8 protein-coding genes are annotated in these 15901 nt (G+C 67.6%); 5 read left to right on the forward strand and 3 right to left on the reverse strand.

From position 1 onward, the window contains the following. Positions 1–12: 12 nt before the first annotated feature. Both IT371_15880 and IT371_15885 read right to left on the reverse strand, forming a co-directional pair. Complete coding sequence (locus IT371_15880) at positions 13–1233, reverse strand: aminotransferase class V-fold PLP-dependent enzyme (protein ID MCC6749141.1); 1221 nt, start codon at positions 1231–1233, stop codon at positions 13–15. Then, a complete protein-coding gene (locus IT371_15885; GenBank protein ID MCC6749142.1) occupies positions 1211–2800 on the reverse strand; it encodes a phenylacetate--CoA ligase family protein in 1590 nt (529 codons plus the stop codon). Before IT371_15885 ends, IT371_15880 begins: the two co-directional genes overlap by 23 nt. A 594-nt stretch (positions 2801–3394) precedes the next feature. Here IT371_15885 and IT371_15890 point away from each other — a divergent pair. The 5 genes from IT371_15890 (at position 3395) to IT371_15910 (ending at position 13715) form a co-directional block, all read left to right on the forward strand. Next, positions 3395–4675, forward strand: a complete 1281-nt coding sequence (locus IT371_15890) for a PAS domain-containing protein (protein ID MCC6749143.1) — start codon at positions 3395–3397, stop codon at positions 4673–4675. Next, the gene (locus IT371_15895; GenBank protein ID MCC6749144.1) at positions 4672–6417 is read left to right on the forward strand and encodes a response regulator; all 1746 of its coding nucleotides are present in this window, start codon (positions 4672–4674) and stop codon (positions 6415–6417) included. Before IT371_15890 ends, IT371_15895 begins: the two co-directional genes overlap by 4 nt. Beyond that, the gene (locus IT371_15900; GenBank protein ID MCC6749145.1) at positions 6417–7982 is read left to right on the forward strand and encodes a TolC family protein; all 1566 of its coding nucleotides are present in this window, start codon (positions 6417–6419) and stop codon (positions 7980–7982) included. Before IT371_15895 ends, IT371_15900 begins: the two co-directional genes overlap by 1 nt. Before the next feature lie 46 nt (positions 7983–8028). Continuing rightward, a complete protein-coding gene (locus tag IT371_15905) occupies positions 8029–10836 on the forward strand; it encodes an insulinase family protein (protein MCC6749146.1) in 2808 nt (935 codons plus the stop codon). A gap of 713 nt (positions 10837–11549) precedes the next feature. Continuing rightward, a complete protein-coding gene (locus IT371_15910; GenBank protein ID MCC6749147.1) occupies positions 11550–13715 on the forward strand; it encodes a radical SAM protein in 2166 nt (721 codons plus the stop codon). A gap of 22 nt (positions 13716–13737) precedes the next feature. On the opposite strand, the gene IT371_15915 is transcribed toward IT371_15910, so the two are convergent. After that, positions 13738–15867 (reverse strand): hypothetical protein, encoded by a 2130-nt coding sequence (locus tag IT371_15915; protein MCC6749148.1) that lies wholly within the window; start codon positions 15865–15867, stop codon positions 13738–13740. Between the last annotated feature and the right edge of the window lie 34 nt (positions 15868–15901).

Below are 15901 nucleotides of genomic sequence, written 5' to 3' on the forward strand. Positions count from 1 at the left end.
GAGGCGCAACGGCTAGCGGGTCGGCATGAGCTGGCCGACCACCTCCTCGAGCGCGTCCGCGACCCGATCGATCTCCTCGAGCGAGTTGTAGAAGTACGGTGCGAACCGAACCGTCCCGCCGTGACCGCGCGCCGAGAGGTACGGGTGTGCGCAGTGATGCCCCGCCCGCACGCAGATCTTGAACCGGTCGTACAGCATGCGAGCGACCAGGTCCTCCCAGCGCGTGCCCTGCTGCGCGAAGGTGATGCTCGTGACCGCGGACCTGCGCCCTTCCCACTCGGCCTCGAGCCGGACGACCTGAGGAATCCGCGCGAGCCTTTCCGCGAGCCTCGCCCGGAGCTGCTCTTCGTGCGCCTGGAGCCGCGCCCAGCCGAGGCCTTCCAGGTACTCCGCCGCGCGAGCCAGCCCGAGCACCTCGGGGATAGGCGGCGTACCGGCCTCGAAGCGTGTGGGGATCCCGCGCAGGGTGTAGCCGTCGGAGGAGACGCGCTCGACGACCCCACCGCCCAGCCACGGCGGGGCGAGGCGTTCGAGCCACTCGAACCGCGCCGCGAGCACTCCAACGCCGAAGGGCCCCACCATCTTGTGGCCCGAGAGAACGTAGAAGTCCCCGCCGAGCGCAGGCAGGTTACCGCCGTAGTGCGGCACGTACTGCGCCGCATCGATCAGCACCGGAATGCCCTGCTGGCGCGCTGCTGCAGCGTACTCGGCGACGGGAGGGACCACGCCGCTGGCGTTCGAGCAAGCAGTGAGCGCCAGGAGCCCCACCTTCTCCCGGCGCAGGAGGTCGGCCAGCGCGTTCGCGTCGCAGCGCGCCGGATCGAACCACACGACCCGATGGCGGGACATCCAGGGCAGGATGTTCGCGTGGTGCTCGTAGAGCGAGAGCGCGACGGCCTGGCCGGCCCCGAGCTCCAGCCCCGCGGCCACGAGGTTGATCGCCGCGGTGCACCCCGCCGTGAAGACCACCTCGGCCGCCTCCATGCCCAGGAAGCGCGCCACGGTCGAGCGCGCCTCTTCGTAGGCCTCGCTCGCCAGCTGCGAGTGCAGGTACTTCGCGCGGTGCACGTTTGCCGAGAGCCTGACGTAGAAGTCCGTCATGGTCTCGAGCACCACGCGAGGCGTCAGCGACGTCGCAGCGCTGTCCAGGTAGAGGACCTGCGCCCCATCCTCCCGCTCGGTGAAGAACGGAAAATCGCCGCGAACGTCGTCAGAGAGCTGGCGAGGAAGCATCGTCTTCCAGCTCGAGGGCCTGGGCCACCCGCTGTCGGAGCTGCGGAACGCGCGAGACGAGCGGCGAGAATTTCATCGACGGTTGCGTGCGGAGTCGCTCCACGACCGTCACCGCCCCGACCTTCAGGTCGCACTCCGCGAGGACCCGGCGCACGTCGGCGACCACCGTCTCCGCGCTCGCCCCGCTCTCCGGATCGACCCCGATGTCGGCGCCCACCGTCTCGTCGGCCTGCTGCAGGAGCCGGTAGAAGAGCAGCGCGGCGACACGTTCCAGTCCTCGGTCGACGACGCGCACGGGTACGACGCGCGACCCGGCGACCAGGCAGTCCCCCTGGCGACCGAGCAGCTCTATCGTCGGAGAAGGGATCCCGCACTCGCAGGACTCGGTGGGGGCCGCGAGGTCCCGCTGGCGGTACCTCACGAGCGGCATTGCTTCGTTGTCGAGAGTCGTCACGACGATCTCGCCGAACTCTCCCACGCCAGCCGGCCTGCCGCGGCGCAGGATCTCCACGTACGACTGCTCCGCCAGGTGGTACCTGCCGAGGGGGCAGGTAACCGCCAGCGTCCCGCACTCCGTGGAGGAATAGCCGTCGAACGGCACGAGGCCCGTCTTGCGCGCGAGATAGCGGCGTACCGGCGCCGTGGCGAACTCCGTCAGCGTCTGCACGACCTCGATCGAGTCGGGAAGCGGAAGTCCGAGCGCGTCGAAGCTCCTGAGGAGCGACATGAGGTACCAGGGGTTGCCGAGGAGGGCCTGCGGGGCCCAGTCCCAGAGCTCGGCGTGCACGCCTCTCAGCGCCGCCTCCGACATGTACATGGGGTCGGGGGCCGACGGCAGCAGGAGGTAGCCGCCGAAGGTCCTCTCTTCGCGGCTCTGCTGCTCGATCGAGCATTCGTGGCCCGAGCAGACGGGCGGTGTGAAATCCGCGGCGCGATCCGTGCGGCTGAAGAAGGGCACCGACGAGACGGCGCTCGGTCCGAGCTCCGAGACGAGGTGCAGGGACGGCACGCGATCCGTGACCGAGGTGGACCCCGACGAGTACTCGACCGCGGCGCGCCCCGAGGAGATCAGCTCACCGTAGTCGAAGCCCGCGGCGAGGAGCCCGGTGGGAAACTGCGCTCGCACCTCCTCGCGCGAAAGCAAGGGAATGCGCCGCGCGTCCTCGATCCCCCGAAGCTCCGGCAGCAGGTGACCCCATCGGGCCTGGTAGTATGGGACCTTTGCGCCTGCCCACCGAACGAGCGCCAGCAACCGCTCCTCGCGCACCCGCCTCGCCTCGCCCCACGCCTGACGTAGACTCGCCGCCGCGTGCGTCGGCGTGGCGAAATAGCGGGAAAGCGACGCTTCGACGAACTCGCCGAACCCGTCGCGGTCGAGGCCGTCAGCCAGGCCGCGGCGCTCTAGCACTTGCCAGGCGTCCTCGAGAGAAGGCGCGCCGTCGAGAGCCCGGAGCACTTCGAGGACGAGCGGGTCTACGACCGCGCGCGTCCCCTCGACGCAATCGACGATCACAGGCCGCGTGTTGCTCTGCACCTGCACGCGAATATCGGGGCGCAACTCGAACAACGGCGGTCTCTCCTCCGGCCTGCGCGCCCACGCCCGGGCCACTGCGCAACCCTGGTCGGAGCTTCGTCGCTTCGTGCGTCACATCGGCGGCGGAAGGGGCCGGCCAAATCCGTCGGCTAGGTCAACTCGCTAACGAACCACAAACCGTCGAGACGCCTGAGCTAGGCCCAGTTGTATCGAGAGTTCCTCGGCTCGCCCGGCGCAATGCGCTTGTCGAGTTCGCGAAGCTTCATCAGGTCCTTCAGGTTCTTCTTCTGCATGGGTTTCACTTTCTCTGCAGGGAACCATATCGTCTCCGACTTAGGCTCTCTGCCTGGGAGCCTCCGGCTTTCGCCAGAAAGGCCCATTTTCTATTGAGACTCGGCCGGCCCCTTCTGCCGCCGCTGACAGTGTACCCGGGCCTCCCACCGCAGACCCAGTCCCACGCCCATCACCTTTGGCCAGAAGCTTGAGCCTCTACCATCGATTTTTAATGTATCCTATCCGCCGTCCACGTCAAGGACACCACCAGTACGACACAGGTGGCGGCGCTACACGGCGGCGCCACGAGCAGCGGTTGCGGCGTGGAACGTGGCGAGTGGGACTAGCGAGGCCGTGGACGACGCCAAGCCGACGATCTCGAGCGACCTTCGCGTGTTTCTCGATGCGTCACCGGACGCAGCGGCCGTGTTCGACGAGGAGCTGCAGCCCGTCTACGCGAACGAGGCGTATCGTGTGCTCTTCCTCGGCACACCCGCAGCTCCCGGTCGCCACCGGCAGCAGCAGACCGCGGCGCACGAGCTCGAGGGAGACCTGCTGGTCAAGCACTGGCCGGCGCGGCAGGCCCAGCAGCTCGGTACCGTGGTGCAGGTGAACGAGGTGCGCACCACGGACGCCGAGGACTCGCTGGTCTTCAACGTCACGGCGATCCCTCTGCGGGGGATCGGCGTCGTGGAGCTCTTCCGCAACGTCACCGACGAGGCGCGGGTGCACGCCCGATACCGCAACCTGCTGCGGAAGGAACGCGTCGCGAAGCAGGCCCTCGAATGGCTCGTCGCCGAGCGGACCAAGGCCCTCGAGTCCGCGAACGAAGAGCTGAAGGCGGCCCAGGCGCAGCTCGTGCACAGCGAGAAGATGGCGGGGCTCGGTCAGCTGGTGGCGGGTATCGCCCACGAGCTCAATAACCCGATAAACTTCATCTCCGCGAATGTGGACTTCCTCAAGGAATACTTCGACACCATGACCGAGTTCGTACGCGCGCTCGAGACGCAGGTGGCGCGCTACCCCGACGCGGCCCGGCACGTGGACGAGGCTCGCCGGCGGCTCGACGTCGAGTACGTGGCCAAGGACTTCGGCTCCCTGGTCAAGGCGATCCGTAGCGGCGCGGCGCGCGGCGCGCGGATCGTGGCCGACCTGAAGAGCTTCTCGCGCATGGGCCACGATACCTGGGAGGACACGGACCTGACGGAGGGAATCCGGGTCTCGCTCGTCCTGCTCTCGCCCATCCTGCGCGACCGCGTAACTGTGCATCAGAGCCTCGAACCGTGTACCGTACGGTGCAACTCCGGCCACGTGAATCAGGTCTTCATGAACGTGCTGACGAACGCCGCCCAGGCCATCCAGGGGCCCGGCAACATCTGGATCACGAACCGGAGCGAGGACGACACCATCGCCTACGAGATCTCCGATGACGGGCCCGGTATTCCTCCCGAGGTCCTGCCGAAGATCTTCGACCCGTTCTTCACCACCAAGCCCGTGGGCCAGGGCACGGGCCTCGGCCTATCCATCTGCTACCGCATCATCCAGGACCATCGGGGCACCATCTCGGTCGTACCACGTCCGGAACGCGGCACCACGGTGCGCATCGTTCTGCCCAAGAAGGGGAAGCCAACATGAACCCAGAGAATCACGCGCGGACCCGCTCCGTACGTCGGCAGCTGCACCTCGTCGGGCCGGCGAAGGTCGTCCGCCGCATCCGAATGTCGCTCGCCATGTATCCGCAGCTCGTGACCGCGGCGTACGCGACGCTCGAGGAGCTGCGGGAGGATCAGAAGCGGTCCCATCCCGACCTCGTCGTGGCCGTGCTCGAGTCGACCTCCTGGGGCGGCCGCCTTCTCGCGGCGGAGCATCCCCTGAGCATTCCGATCGTGCTGGCCATTCCGCATTCGACGCCCGAGCTCCTGGCCTTCGCTCAGGCCTCCGGCTGCTACTACGTCGAAGGCCCCCGCGGCCTCGGGCCCCGCGTCACCTCGCGCGTCGCGCGCGCCCTCGGGCTCGGCCCTCGTAAGCGCCCCGAGCACGATCTGCTCGGCCCCATCGTGCTGACCGAAGGTTCGCGCAAGCTCGAGGCAGTGCTGCAAGACGCAGCGCCGCACGCGCTTCTCGTTCGCGGCCCCGAGCTCACGGCGACCGACGAAGGCAAGCCGGCCACGCTCCACTGCTTGCGCGCCGCGGGGCCGCTCGAGCTCCATGGCACCATCGACCTGGCGGACTCCGGCTCGAAGCTCCAGTTCGCGCTCGTCCGCCTCGACGACGCCAGCCAGGCGCTCTTCGCACCCGTCGTTTGGGGCTGGACCCAGCAGGCGATCGCCCGTCGGGCGGAGGAGCCCGGCGAGCTCTCCGAACAATGGGTCACGCTCAGCCGAACAGCGCGGCAATCCGCCCGCGTCCAGCTCGAAGGCGCGACGGCGCGGCACTACTTCCGGCTCGCCGCTGCGGGGGCCGGCAAGCTGCGCCTCAAGAGCTCGGGAAATATCCCCACGCTCACGAGCGGCAAGACCATCACCATCGACGTTCAGACCCGACGCGGACCCGTAGCGCTCACGGCGCAGATCGTCGAGGAGCACGTCACGCCGGGCGAGAGCGGAAAGCCCGAGACGCACGAGCTCGTCGTGGCGCCCGCTGACACCACGCCCGAAGCCCGACAGAGCTACGACCGGCTGTTGCGCTACCTCGGGATAGAGCTCAAGGTCTCCCCCCGCAAAGAGGACCTGTCGCGCACCTACGAGCTCGTCGAGGCCGCTGCGGACGAGGTCGATCAATTCATCACCCCCGAGGAGTTCGCGCAGCACCACGAGATCCGCCTTACCGACGTCACGCGCACCGCGCGACGCCTGGGCATCGGCCGTCGCCTCCACGGCCGACGCGTCTTCCGCGAGAGCGACATCCTGGACGCGATGCGACACCACATCAGCCGCGTCAACGACCTGCGGCAGCGGAAGCTCCACTTCCACGTCCTCGCCGTGGACGACGATGTGGAGAACGTGGAGGCCATCGAACGGATCCTCCGCAAGGACTACCGAGTCTTCACCGCCACGAGCGGCGAGGAAGCGCTCGAGATCTTCAAGAAGGAGACGATCGAGGTCATCATCACGGATCAACGCATGCCGGGCATGACGGGCACCGACCTGCTGCGCAAGACCCTCGAGCTCAACCCCAACGTAATTCGCATCATCCTCAGCGCCTATACCGACGCGTCGGCGCTCACCGACGCCATCAACACGGCCAAAGCCCACCATTTCCTCCACAAGCCCATCGCCCGCGAGGAGCTCCTGAGCAAGGTTCAGGCTGCCTTCGCCGCATTGCGCGCGCAGAAACACGTTCGTGCGATCGAACTCGGACGGAGTGTCACCATTTGATGAAGCCAGCCCTCCTCGCCACGCTCGCCGCCCTCCTGCTCCCCGCGGCAAGCCGTGCTAACCCGCCCGCCGCTCCGTCCACACCCGTCCGGCTCTCGCTGCGGCATTGCGTGCAGGAGGGCGTGAAGAACCACCCCTCGCTCGCCGCGGCCAAGGAGGAGGTGCTCATGGCGGAGGGGAGCATCCTCGGCTACGACGCGCCCTTCGACCCGGTGGTGTCGGTGTCGACCAGCTTCGCCGGGGTCCGCGGGCCCCAGGAGTCGCTCGGGCTGGTCCAGGCGAGCTTCTTCAACACCTGGTCCCTCGACTCCGCACTGAGCGGAAAGCTGCGGTTGGGCAGCACCTACTCCGTCGGCCTCGGGATGAAGCGCACGGGGGTCGACTTCGACTACGCCGCGTTCAACCCGAAGTGGGAGTCCTACCTGCAGGCCTCCTTCTCGCAGCCCCTGCTGAAGGGGCTGGGTAGGCGAGCCAACCTGGCCCTGCAGGTCGGGGCGCGGCACCGACGGGACGCGGCGCTGCACCGCCTGGCCACCATCGTTCAAGGCCACGTGGAGCGGATTGCCCAGGCCTACTGGAACCTGGCGCTCGCGCTTCGGCTCAAGGAGATCGCCGAAGAGCTGGTGCAGCGCGCCAAAGACCAGCACAGCCTGACGATGGTCCTCTTCAAGGGGGGGCGAGTGTCGCAGCCCGAGCTCATCCAGGCTCGCGCCGCGATCGTGCGCCGCGAGGAGGACCTGGCGCTTCACGACCGGCGGGTGCTCGACGCCGAGACGGACCTGTTGCGGCTCGTCATCCCGGGGCCGAAGAGCGGCTGGGACCTCGAGGCCGACTATCGCCCCGCCGAGGCGCTGGAGGCCCCGCGCCTCAACGTCGACCTCGAGCAGTCCCTCGCCCGCGCCCTCGAGAAACGACCAGAGATCGCGGAGGCGCAGGCGAGCATCCGCAGCCGGAAAGCGCTGCTCGACCAGCGCAAGAACGCCCTATTGCCCAGCCTCGAGCTGCAGACGCAGGTGCGCGTCTTCGGCCTCGCCGGCGCGAAGAACAGCCGCTTTCCCGAGGCCGCGACGGGGCTCACCTGGAACGTCCCCGACGCCTACCAGGGGAACATCGCGCACGCCCTGGCCGGCATGTTTCGCGGCAACGTCGACTTCAAGGTCGGCCTTCTCTTCGCCCTTCCGCTCGGGAACTCGGCGGCGAAGTCTGACCTGCTCGTCACGCAGCGGGAGATCGCTCGTCTGGAGCAGGAGCTTCGCGTGGCGAAGGTGGCGATCACCGCCGAGGTGCGCCGCGCCGTGAAGAGCTACCGCTCCGACGCCGCACGGCTCGAGGTCGCCCGCACCTCCGTCTCCACCGCGCAGGAAAACCTCGCGGCTGAGCAGAAGAAGTTCCGAGGCGGTATCTCCACCAACTTCGACGTGCTTCGCGCCCAGGACGAATATGCCCAGGCCCGGCGGCGAGAAGCCGAATCCCTCGCCGCGCTGAACGTAGCCGCGATCCAGTACCAGCGGGCGATCAGCACCCTCCTCGATGGCTTCGGCCTCCGGCTGGAGGGTGCCCGCTAGTCGCAAGACCGAACGGATAGGCGCATAACAAGGAGCGAGTGCCACGATGAGTCGACGTCGGATCAGTGCGTCCCGGGCCGATATCTGCCCTCTGGACGCGGTCGAGGCCACCCTGCCGAACGGTCTCCACATCATCGTGGTGCCCATCGGCCAGCCGGGCCTGGTGGTCATCGAAACCGCGGTCCAGGTCGGCCCGCGGGACGACCTCGAGCCGGGGAGGTCGGGTTTCGCCCATTTCACGGAACACCTGGTGTGGAAGGGCAGCCGCCGCTACTCGGGAGAGATCGACAGTCAGATCCTCATGAAGGCCGGGGCGCGAAGGATCGCGCTCACCACCCCCGACTGCACTCGCTACGGGCTCATCTGCACGAAGGCCGACCTCGAGGCGCTGCTCGAGGTCGAAGGCGATCGGGTCATGCACCCCTGGTGCACCGAAGATGCCTTCGTCGCGGAGGCCGCGACCGTGCTCGCCGAGCTCAAGCGCGATGCCGCGGACCCCATCTCCGCGTTCTCCCGCGCGAACGTCGAGAACGCCTTCGAGCACCACCCCTACCGATACCAAGTGCTGGGACGGCAAGCGGACGTTGAGGGCTTTCCGGCTCTCTACGCGTACGCGGCAGAGTATCACCGGCGCCACTACCGGCCGGAACGGACGACGCTTCTCGTGGTCGGCGACGTGAACCCCGACCTGGTCATCGCTGGCGCAGAGCGCCATTGGGGGAGCTGGGAGCCGGGTACCGAACCGCGCCCCACGCCCTTCGAGCCACGCCACACCGCTCCGGCCGTCGCGCAGGCCTCGTGGCCCACCGAGATCCCGACCCTCTTCGGTGTGGGGTTCCGGGGACCGGCCTTCGACGCGTCGACGCGGGATGCCGAGGCGCTCGACGCGCTGCTCGACCTGGCCTTCGGAGAGGGGTCCGACCTCGAGCGGCGCCTGATGAGACAGCAGCAGCTCGTGGACGTCCTTTCGCCCGTGAGCCGCATATCGCTGGATCCGGACGTGCAGCTGATCATGGGCCGGATGTCGGCGGAGTCCACGCCGGAGAGCACGGGCGAGGCCATCGATGCGGTCCTCGAAACCGTCGCGGCGCTCCGGCGAGGGCAGATCTCCGAGTCGCGCCTCGCCCGATGGAAGTCTCGGAACCAAGCCCGCTTCGTGCACGTCATGGACAACGCGGTCTCCATCTGCACGGCGATCGGCGATTTCCTGCACGTCGGGCGCTCCTTCTCCGGCCTGAACGAGCACTATCGTCGCCGGGAGCTCCTCACGCCCGAGGACCTCCACGACGTCGCCGGGCGGTATTTCACCGATGAGAACCTCGTCTGCACCGTCATGTCTCACGAGGAGCAGCCGGCCGCGCTGGAGGCCGCACGCCGAGGCGTGAACAGCCGGGTGGGCCACAAGGTCGTCCTCTCCCTGGCCGCGAAGACCGTCCACCTGAAGTCAGAGCTGCCGCTGGTCCGTTTCAAGTTGGCCTTCGACGCCGGCTCGGCCTACGACCCACCGGGGAAAGCCGGCCTGGCCACGCTGACCGCCGGTATGCTCGCCTCCGCCGGGAGCCGGGAGCTGAGCTCGGACGAAATCGGCCGGACGCTCCACGGCATCGCCGGGTACTTCGTCCCCAACGTCGACCGCGAGCTCTCCACCCTCACCGGTGTGGTCCATCGCGACCACGCCGACGAGCTCGCCGATGTCGCTCTACGGCAGCTCCTCGAGCCCGGCATGCGGGAGGAGGATTTCGAGCTGCTGCGGGAGGCGCAGAAGGCGGCCCTGCTCTACGACCTGCGAGACGGGCAGGACGAGGGGCTCGCCCTCGAGCGACTCCAGTGCAACGTCTTCGCCGGGACCCCCTACGGCCACCCCTCTCTCGGGACGCTCGCGGGCCTGGACTCACTGACCCTGGAGGACGTGCAAGGCTTCGCCTCCTCCTTCTACACGCGCCGGAATCTCACGGTGGGCCTCGCCGGAAACTACGCCCCGGCGTTCGAGGAGCGCCTGCTCCGGGAACTCGAGGAACTTCCCGACGGAGAGCGCCCGTCCCCCCCCATGGTCGAGGTGGAGCGGCCCCGCGGCCTGCGCGTCGAGATCCTGGAGAAGGAGAGCGAGGTCGTCGCCATCGCCCTCGGCCTGCCCATGCCCGTTCTCCGAGCGCACCCCGACTTCGCCGCCCTGGCGGTGGCGCGTGCGGTGCTCGGGGACCATCGAACCTCTTTCGGGCGCCTCTTTCGCCTCCTGCGCACCGCGCGCGGCCTGACCTACGGCGCCTATGCGTATACCGAGTCGATCGCGGGCTCGGACCTGCAATCGGCCTATTCGAGCGCGTCCGCCAACACCGTTCGCCGAACGCAGCTCTTCCAGATCCTCATCCGTCCCGTCCGTCGAGACTCGGCCGTCTTTGCGCTAAAGGCCGCCCTCCACGAGCTGGAGCGCCTCATAGATGGCGGGGTATCCGCGGAGGAGCTCGACACCTTTCGCACCTACCTGTCGCGGAGCGTGCACCAGCTACGCCTCGGCCAGGACGACCAGCTCGGCTCGGCCATCGACGATCGCTGGTTCGGCCTCGAGGACCATGTGCGAGACCTGCTCTCTCGCCTGGAGCGGCTCACCCCGGACGCCGTCAACGAGGCCATTCGGCGGCATCTGTCTGCCACCCAGCTCGACGTGGTCATGACCGCCGGCAACGCGGAGGGATTGAAGCAGGAGCTCCTCGCGCCGGGGGTTTCCGGCGCCTCCTACGATGCTCCCCGCTCCGCAGAGGTCGCCGCCGAGGATCGGATCATCGGCGCCCGGATCCTTCACCTCACGGAGGATCAGGTGCGGATCACGCACGTCGAGGAGGTCTTCGCGGCGTGAACGCCCCATACGGGGTGAGATCATTTTACGCTGTCATGTTTCTTCGTAATTACGCCGCATTAAACACGCAATGGCCGCGTTGTCCCGATGCGCCGTACAAGATCCCATTTGACTATCACTGACAATACCGTAATCCTACTTGCATGGATGTCCGGCTGAGGTCGAGGCCCGGCAGAATGACGCGGCGCGCTGAGCAGTGGCAGCTCTTCGTGCCGCACGCACATCCTCGTCCTTGGCTGATGGACGATCCGTGCTATTCTTTCGTGTCCTAATAATTCGCTGTAGAGGGCAGGCGGCAAGAGGGGCCGGCTGCTAAGAAGGTTAACGACTCCTAGCCGCGAAAGCGGCCTGGGAGCCTCGCAGGTGCCCTAAGTCGGAAACGATATGGGCGTCCGCCTCAAAGGAAACGACCATGCAGAAGAAGAACCTGAAGGACCTGATGAAGCTTCGTGAGCTCGACAAGCGCATTGCGCCCGGAAAGTGTGCGAGTGCATCTCGTTACAACTGGGCGTAGCTCGGACTTTCGTAACTGATCGTCTATGCGCTGACGTAATCGCGGATTTCTGATAGCAGCCGGCCCCTCGCGTCGCTTACACACCATCCCACCTCCCGACGACTCCACCCGTCCGGCGCTGCCGTGACTAGGCTGCTAATTACAGCCACCGTGCGCCGCGCGTTTGCACTCCCATAGGGAGTACCGTATCCTTCTGGCCATGCAAAACACCTATGCCACGGGCGACGGAGTCGGCGCGATCACGAACTCTCACACCACGGAACGTACGGACGCCCTCATCATCTGGCCTCCCTTCCTGGCCAACGTCATGCGACAACCGTACTCTGCGGCGCACTGGCTCGCCTCGGATCTCATCGGGCAGGGTCTCTCGGCCGAGGTGTGGGACGTGAATCGGGCGGCCTTCGCCCGCATGCTCGATCGGGACTTCCTGCAAGCGGAGTATGCCTCGCTCGAGGCGCGCCGCTCGGCGCTCGAGGCGCAGAGCTCGCTCAGCCCGGACGGCGTTCGCGACTACAACTCGCTGGTCTCGAACCTTGCCTGGCTACGCCTAATACTCGACAACTACGAGGAGTGCGTCGGGCGGCATCCCCGTGACGAGCTCCTGTACCAGGAAAACGTGCCCGCCGTCGGGCTTCTCAACCAGTTCGCGCAGGAATTCCTCTTCGCCTCGGCTGACCAGTACACCGAGGTCACCGCCATCATGCGCAGCGTCGACGAGATCCGGGACCTCCTCCGCCGTCCCGACGTCGTGCGTTACCGCGAATTCCTGCGGCCGATGATCCGGGAGATGATCGCGACGCGCCGGCCGCGACTCGTGGGGCTCTCGTTCTCCTTCCAGCAGCAGGCCCTCTCGTGCCTCGTGCTGGCCCACGAGATCGCCGCCATCGACCCCACGATCCACGTCACGATCGGTGGGCAGATCGTGAGCTACCTCCGCCGCGACGAGGCGCTGCACCTCCTTTCCGAGGACGTGGGGTTCCATTCGGTCGTCTATTACATCGGGGAAGACGCCTTGGTGGCCATGGTTCGTGCGCTCCACGACGGCAAGCCGCCCCCCGAGCTCCCGAACGTCTGGTACCGGGGTGCCCCGAAGGAGGGCCCCGAACGCCCCCACTACAATCCGCCGCCACCCCGCCAGCACCTCGGGCGCTATCGTGTCCCGGACGCGTTTCTGGCGGAGATTCCTCGCGCGGTGCGCGACGTCGCCTGGCTACCCGTGTTGCAGGCGATCGGCTGCTACTGGGGGCGCTGCACCTTCTGCGACACGCGCACGCAAAACGGCACGAATGCCCTCTACGCGCCTCGCGCAGAGAAGGACATCCTGGCCGACATCGACTTCTATTACGAGCTAGGCTTCCGGCGCTTCTACATCGTCACCGACTCGCTCCCGCCGAAGCCCGCCCTCACCCTGGCGAAGGCCATTCTCGCGCGCGGGATAGACATCAAGTGGACGAGCTTCTTCAAGATCGATCGCCGCTGGGACGTCGAGACGCTGAGCGCCCTGGCCCAGGCGGGCTACCAGATGCCCATGGTGGGCATGGAGCACGCGAACGACCGGGTGCTGAAGCTGATCGACAAAGGCTACGACCGCGCAGGGATCGTGAGCTTCTTCGACCTGCTGCGCCAGGCGAATTTCCCCCCGGCCTCGATCTTGACCATCCTCAACCTCCCTACCTCCACGCGGGAGGAGAACCTCGAGGTCGTGGCCTTCGTCGAGGAACACGCCGATCGCGTGCGTCGCTTCTCCTATTCTCCTTTCGAGGTGGTTCGCAACACCCCCATGGCGCGTAACCCACCCGCCTTCGGCTTCCGGGTGGCCGACGATGCGGACCCGACGGCGCTCGGCCCGCCGCGCAATACGATCGTCCTCCACCGCTACCACGATGAGGCGGGGATGACGGCCGAGGAGACCCTCGAGGTGCAGCACGCCTTCGCGGCGCTCATCGATCGAATCGTGAAGAAGAAGCGCTACGGTGGCCAGGGCGCGCTCCTGCTCGACGAGGCAGCGCTCCCTCGCTTCGACGGCTATCGCTTCGGTTTCTCACCCACCTCGCACCTGGCCACGGACGTCGTGCGCTTCGGCCCGGACGGGCAGCGGGCCGACGAGACAGATTACCTCCTGCTCGCCACGCTCTCCGCCTCCGCCGACACCAAGGAGATCCCGACCGGGACCTACACGCTCCTCCAAGCCTTCGGGGGACAGGAGCTCAGCGTGTCCGAGCTGACAGCGGGCCTCCGCGACACACTCGGCTACGAAGCCTCCGAGGAGGAGGTGACGGAGCTGGTGCGCATGCTGGCCGGCGAGGGCTACCTGTCCTACGTGCGATCGCCGGACGGCGTGCTGCACCCTCGAGAGAATAGATAAGGCGCCCCCCGCCTCGAGCCGGCTACGCCCCTCGGGCCACGAGCGAGGCAACCTCTCCCAGCACCGGATGCAGGCAGGTCGGATAGCCGAGCTCCATCCGGTTCACGAGCTCCCCCATCGCCCCCTCGGTGACGGCAGGGGGCTCGGGCCAGCGAAGCATCACCTCGTTGGTGCCGCGACGTAGCACACCCGGAGCTACCTCCAGTCGCACCTTCTGCCATCGACTCGACGTCCGGCTGGAGCCCACCTCGCGTCCGTTGACGAAGAACCGTACCGGTCGCGCGCCCTCGCCTGCGAGGTTCGCGGGCAGCCGAAGCGTGGCCTCCAGCGTGAGTCCGCGGTCCCCGGTAGCCGGCAGAAAGAAGGACGAGGTGGGCCAGACCGCGGGGACCCGTAGCATCGTGCCGAACATGGCCCGTGGGTGCAGCCGCACGAGGTCATCCCGGTAATAGCCATCGACCAGATCGATGCCGCCACGGCGACGTCCCCGCGGAGCGCGCAGGAGCGCAGTGAGGATGGGTTCCACGGGCCGGCCATGCCGCTCCAGGACGCGCATCGCCGCGTTCATGGTGGGTGCGGCGATCTCCCGAAGCAGGTAGGGCTTCGTGCTCAACACGTAGGCCGAGTCGAGGACGCGTCGAGCCCCCGTCGAAAGCACCGGCTCGCACCGGCTGAGTCTCGCGGTCGCGTAGTCCTGAACCGTGTCGAGAATCCCCGGCGAGATCGAAACTGCCTCGGCGATGAACTCCTCCGCGAGCGCCCCCCGACGGGCCACCACGTTCATGCAGTCGACGTTGTGGCTCGCCGCGTGAAAGAGAGCCCGGGCTTGCACCTCGGCGGAGGGAGGCGCCGGCGCGCGCTCGAAGACCTTCTGCCATTCGACCTCACCCGGGCGAGTCGAGCCAGCCACGCGCAAGATCTCTGCCGCGATCGCCGCCGCGGTGACCCTCAGACCCTCGTGCGACATGTGACAGTAGTCGAGGAACATCCGCCGGTCGGAGAGAGGCGTGCCGGTATGCTCCGCGAAGATGCGCGGCAGATCGACCACGCCCCAATCCTCGAACGCGGCATGTGAGCGGAAGAGCTCCTGCTGCTCGGGAGTGACCCGGGTCGCAAAATCGAAGGTCGCATCCCATCCGCACGCGGCGGCCTCGGCGCGCAGCGCTGCGGCGGCCTCCTCGGTTCGCCCCAGGGCCCGGTAGGCCAGACCCCCGAGGCGCAGACTCGACGCGCATTGTCCCTCGTCGAGCTCGAAGAGCTGCTCGGCCAGCGAGAGCGCCTTCTCGTGCTCCCCGCGGCCCAGCGCCGCCGAGCCCTGCTCGAAGAGCGCGTGCCATCGCCGGACGCCGTCGCCGGCCATCCACCAGACGGGCTGCGGGATGTGGAAGTCGATCAGGTTCGTCTCGGGGATGACGAAGATCCCTTTCGCGTTGCCTGCGGCCGCGACCTGACTGAGATAGGAGATGCCCATCTCCGTCGCATCGGCCGTCTCCCGATACATTGCACGCGCAAGTCCCGCGATCCCCTCGCCGCGGATGATCTCCGCGTGGTCCTGCGAGGCCCTCAGGTCGGCGTCGGCGTAGGTCTTTCGCGGCCAGTTGTTGCCGGCAAAGAACACCATGATGTCCGGCTTGAGCTGCAGGGCCTGGACCGCAATGTCCAGGCAGCTGCTCAGCGTCTGCGACACGCGCGAGAGGTCTATGACCTCGAAGAGCCCCGGCCCGCGAAGGATGCGCAGCTGCTCCTCGATCAGCTTGCCTAGCGTGAAGTCCGGCAGATAGAAGGCCGCGGCGGCCGCCGACTCGCCGAAGTAGCAGACGCGGATCGGCAGGGGGTTCGTCCGCGGATGGAGCGTCTGGCGGTGCGACCAATCCTCGTCCATGTTGATGTGCGGCTGGTAGGCGCGCTCGAAGCGCAGCCCCCCCTGCTCGTCGGTCTGCGGCTCCCAGATGCCGATCGGCGTGGGCTCATCCGCCTCCTCGGACGCCTCGGACTCGGAGGGCTCCGAGGGCGCGCCCTGGCTCGCGGACGGCTCGGGAGGGCTCGCCAGGGTCTTCGTTCCCTGGAGCAGTCGGACCAGCTGAAAAGCCTCGCCGCCCTCGAGGAGCTCGGCAATGGTGTCACATCGTTGTCTGCGCGGATCGTGCGCCATGGATTACACCCAGCGTAGTTGGTGCTTTGCGGTT

The organism is Deltaproteobacteria bacterium (assembly GCA_020848905.1).
Classification (GTDB): Bacteria; Myxococcota_A; Polyangia.

Bases quoted from the DNA above. Each gene is read 5' to 3' on its own strand.
- IT371_15880 (MCC6749141.1), bottom strand. From the start codon at position 1,233: ATGCTTCCTCGCCAGCTCTCTGACGACGTTCGCGGCGATTTTCCGTTC.
- IT371_15895 (MCC6749144.1), top strand. From the start codon at position 4,672: ATGAACCCAGAGAATCACGCGCGGACCCGCTCCGTACGTCGGCAGCTG.
- IT371_15900 (MCC6749145.1), top strand. From the start codon at position 6,417: ATGAAGCCAGCCCTCCTCGCCACGCTCGCCGCCCTCCTGCTCCCCGCG.
- IT371_15905 (MCC6749146.1), top strand. From the start codon at position 8,029: ATGAGTCGACGTCGGATCAGTGCGTCCCGGGCCGATATCTGCCCTCTG.
- IT371_15910 (MCC6749147.1), top strand. From the start codon at position 11,550: ATGCAAAACACCTATGCCACGGGCGACGGAGTCGGCGCGATCACGAAC.
- IT371_15915 (MCC6749148.1), bottom strand. From the start codon at position 15,867: ATGGCGCACGATCCGCGCAGACAACGATGTGACACCATTGCCGAGCTC.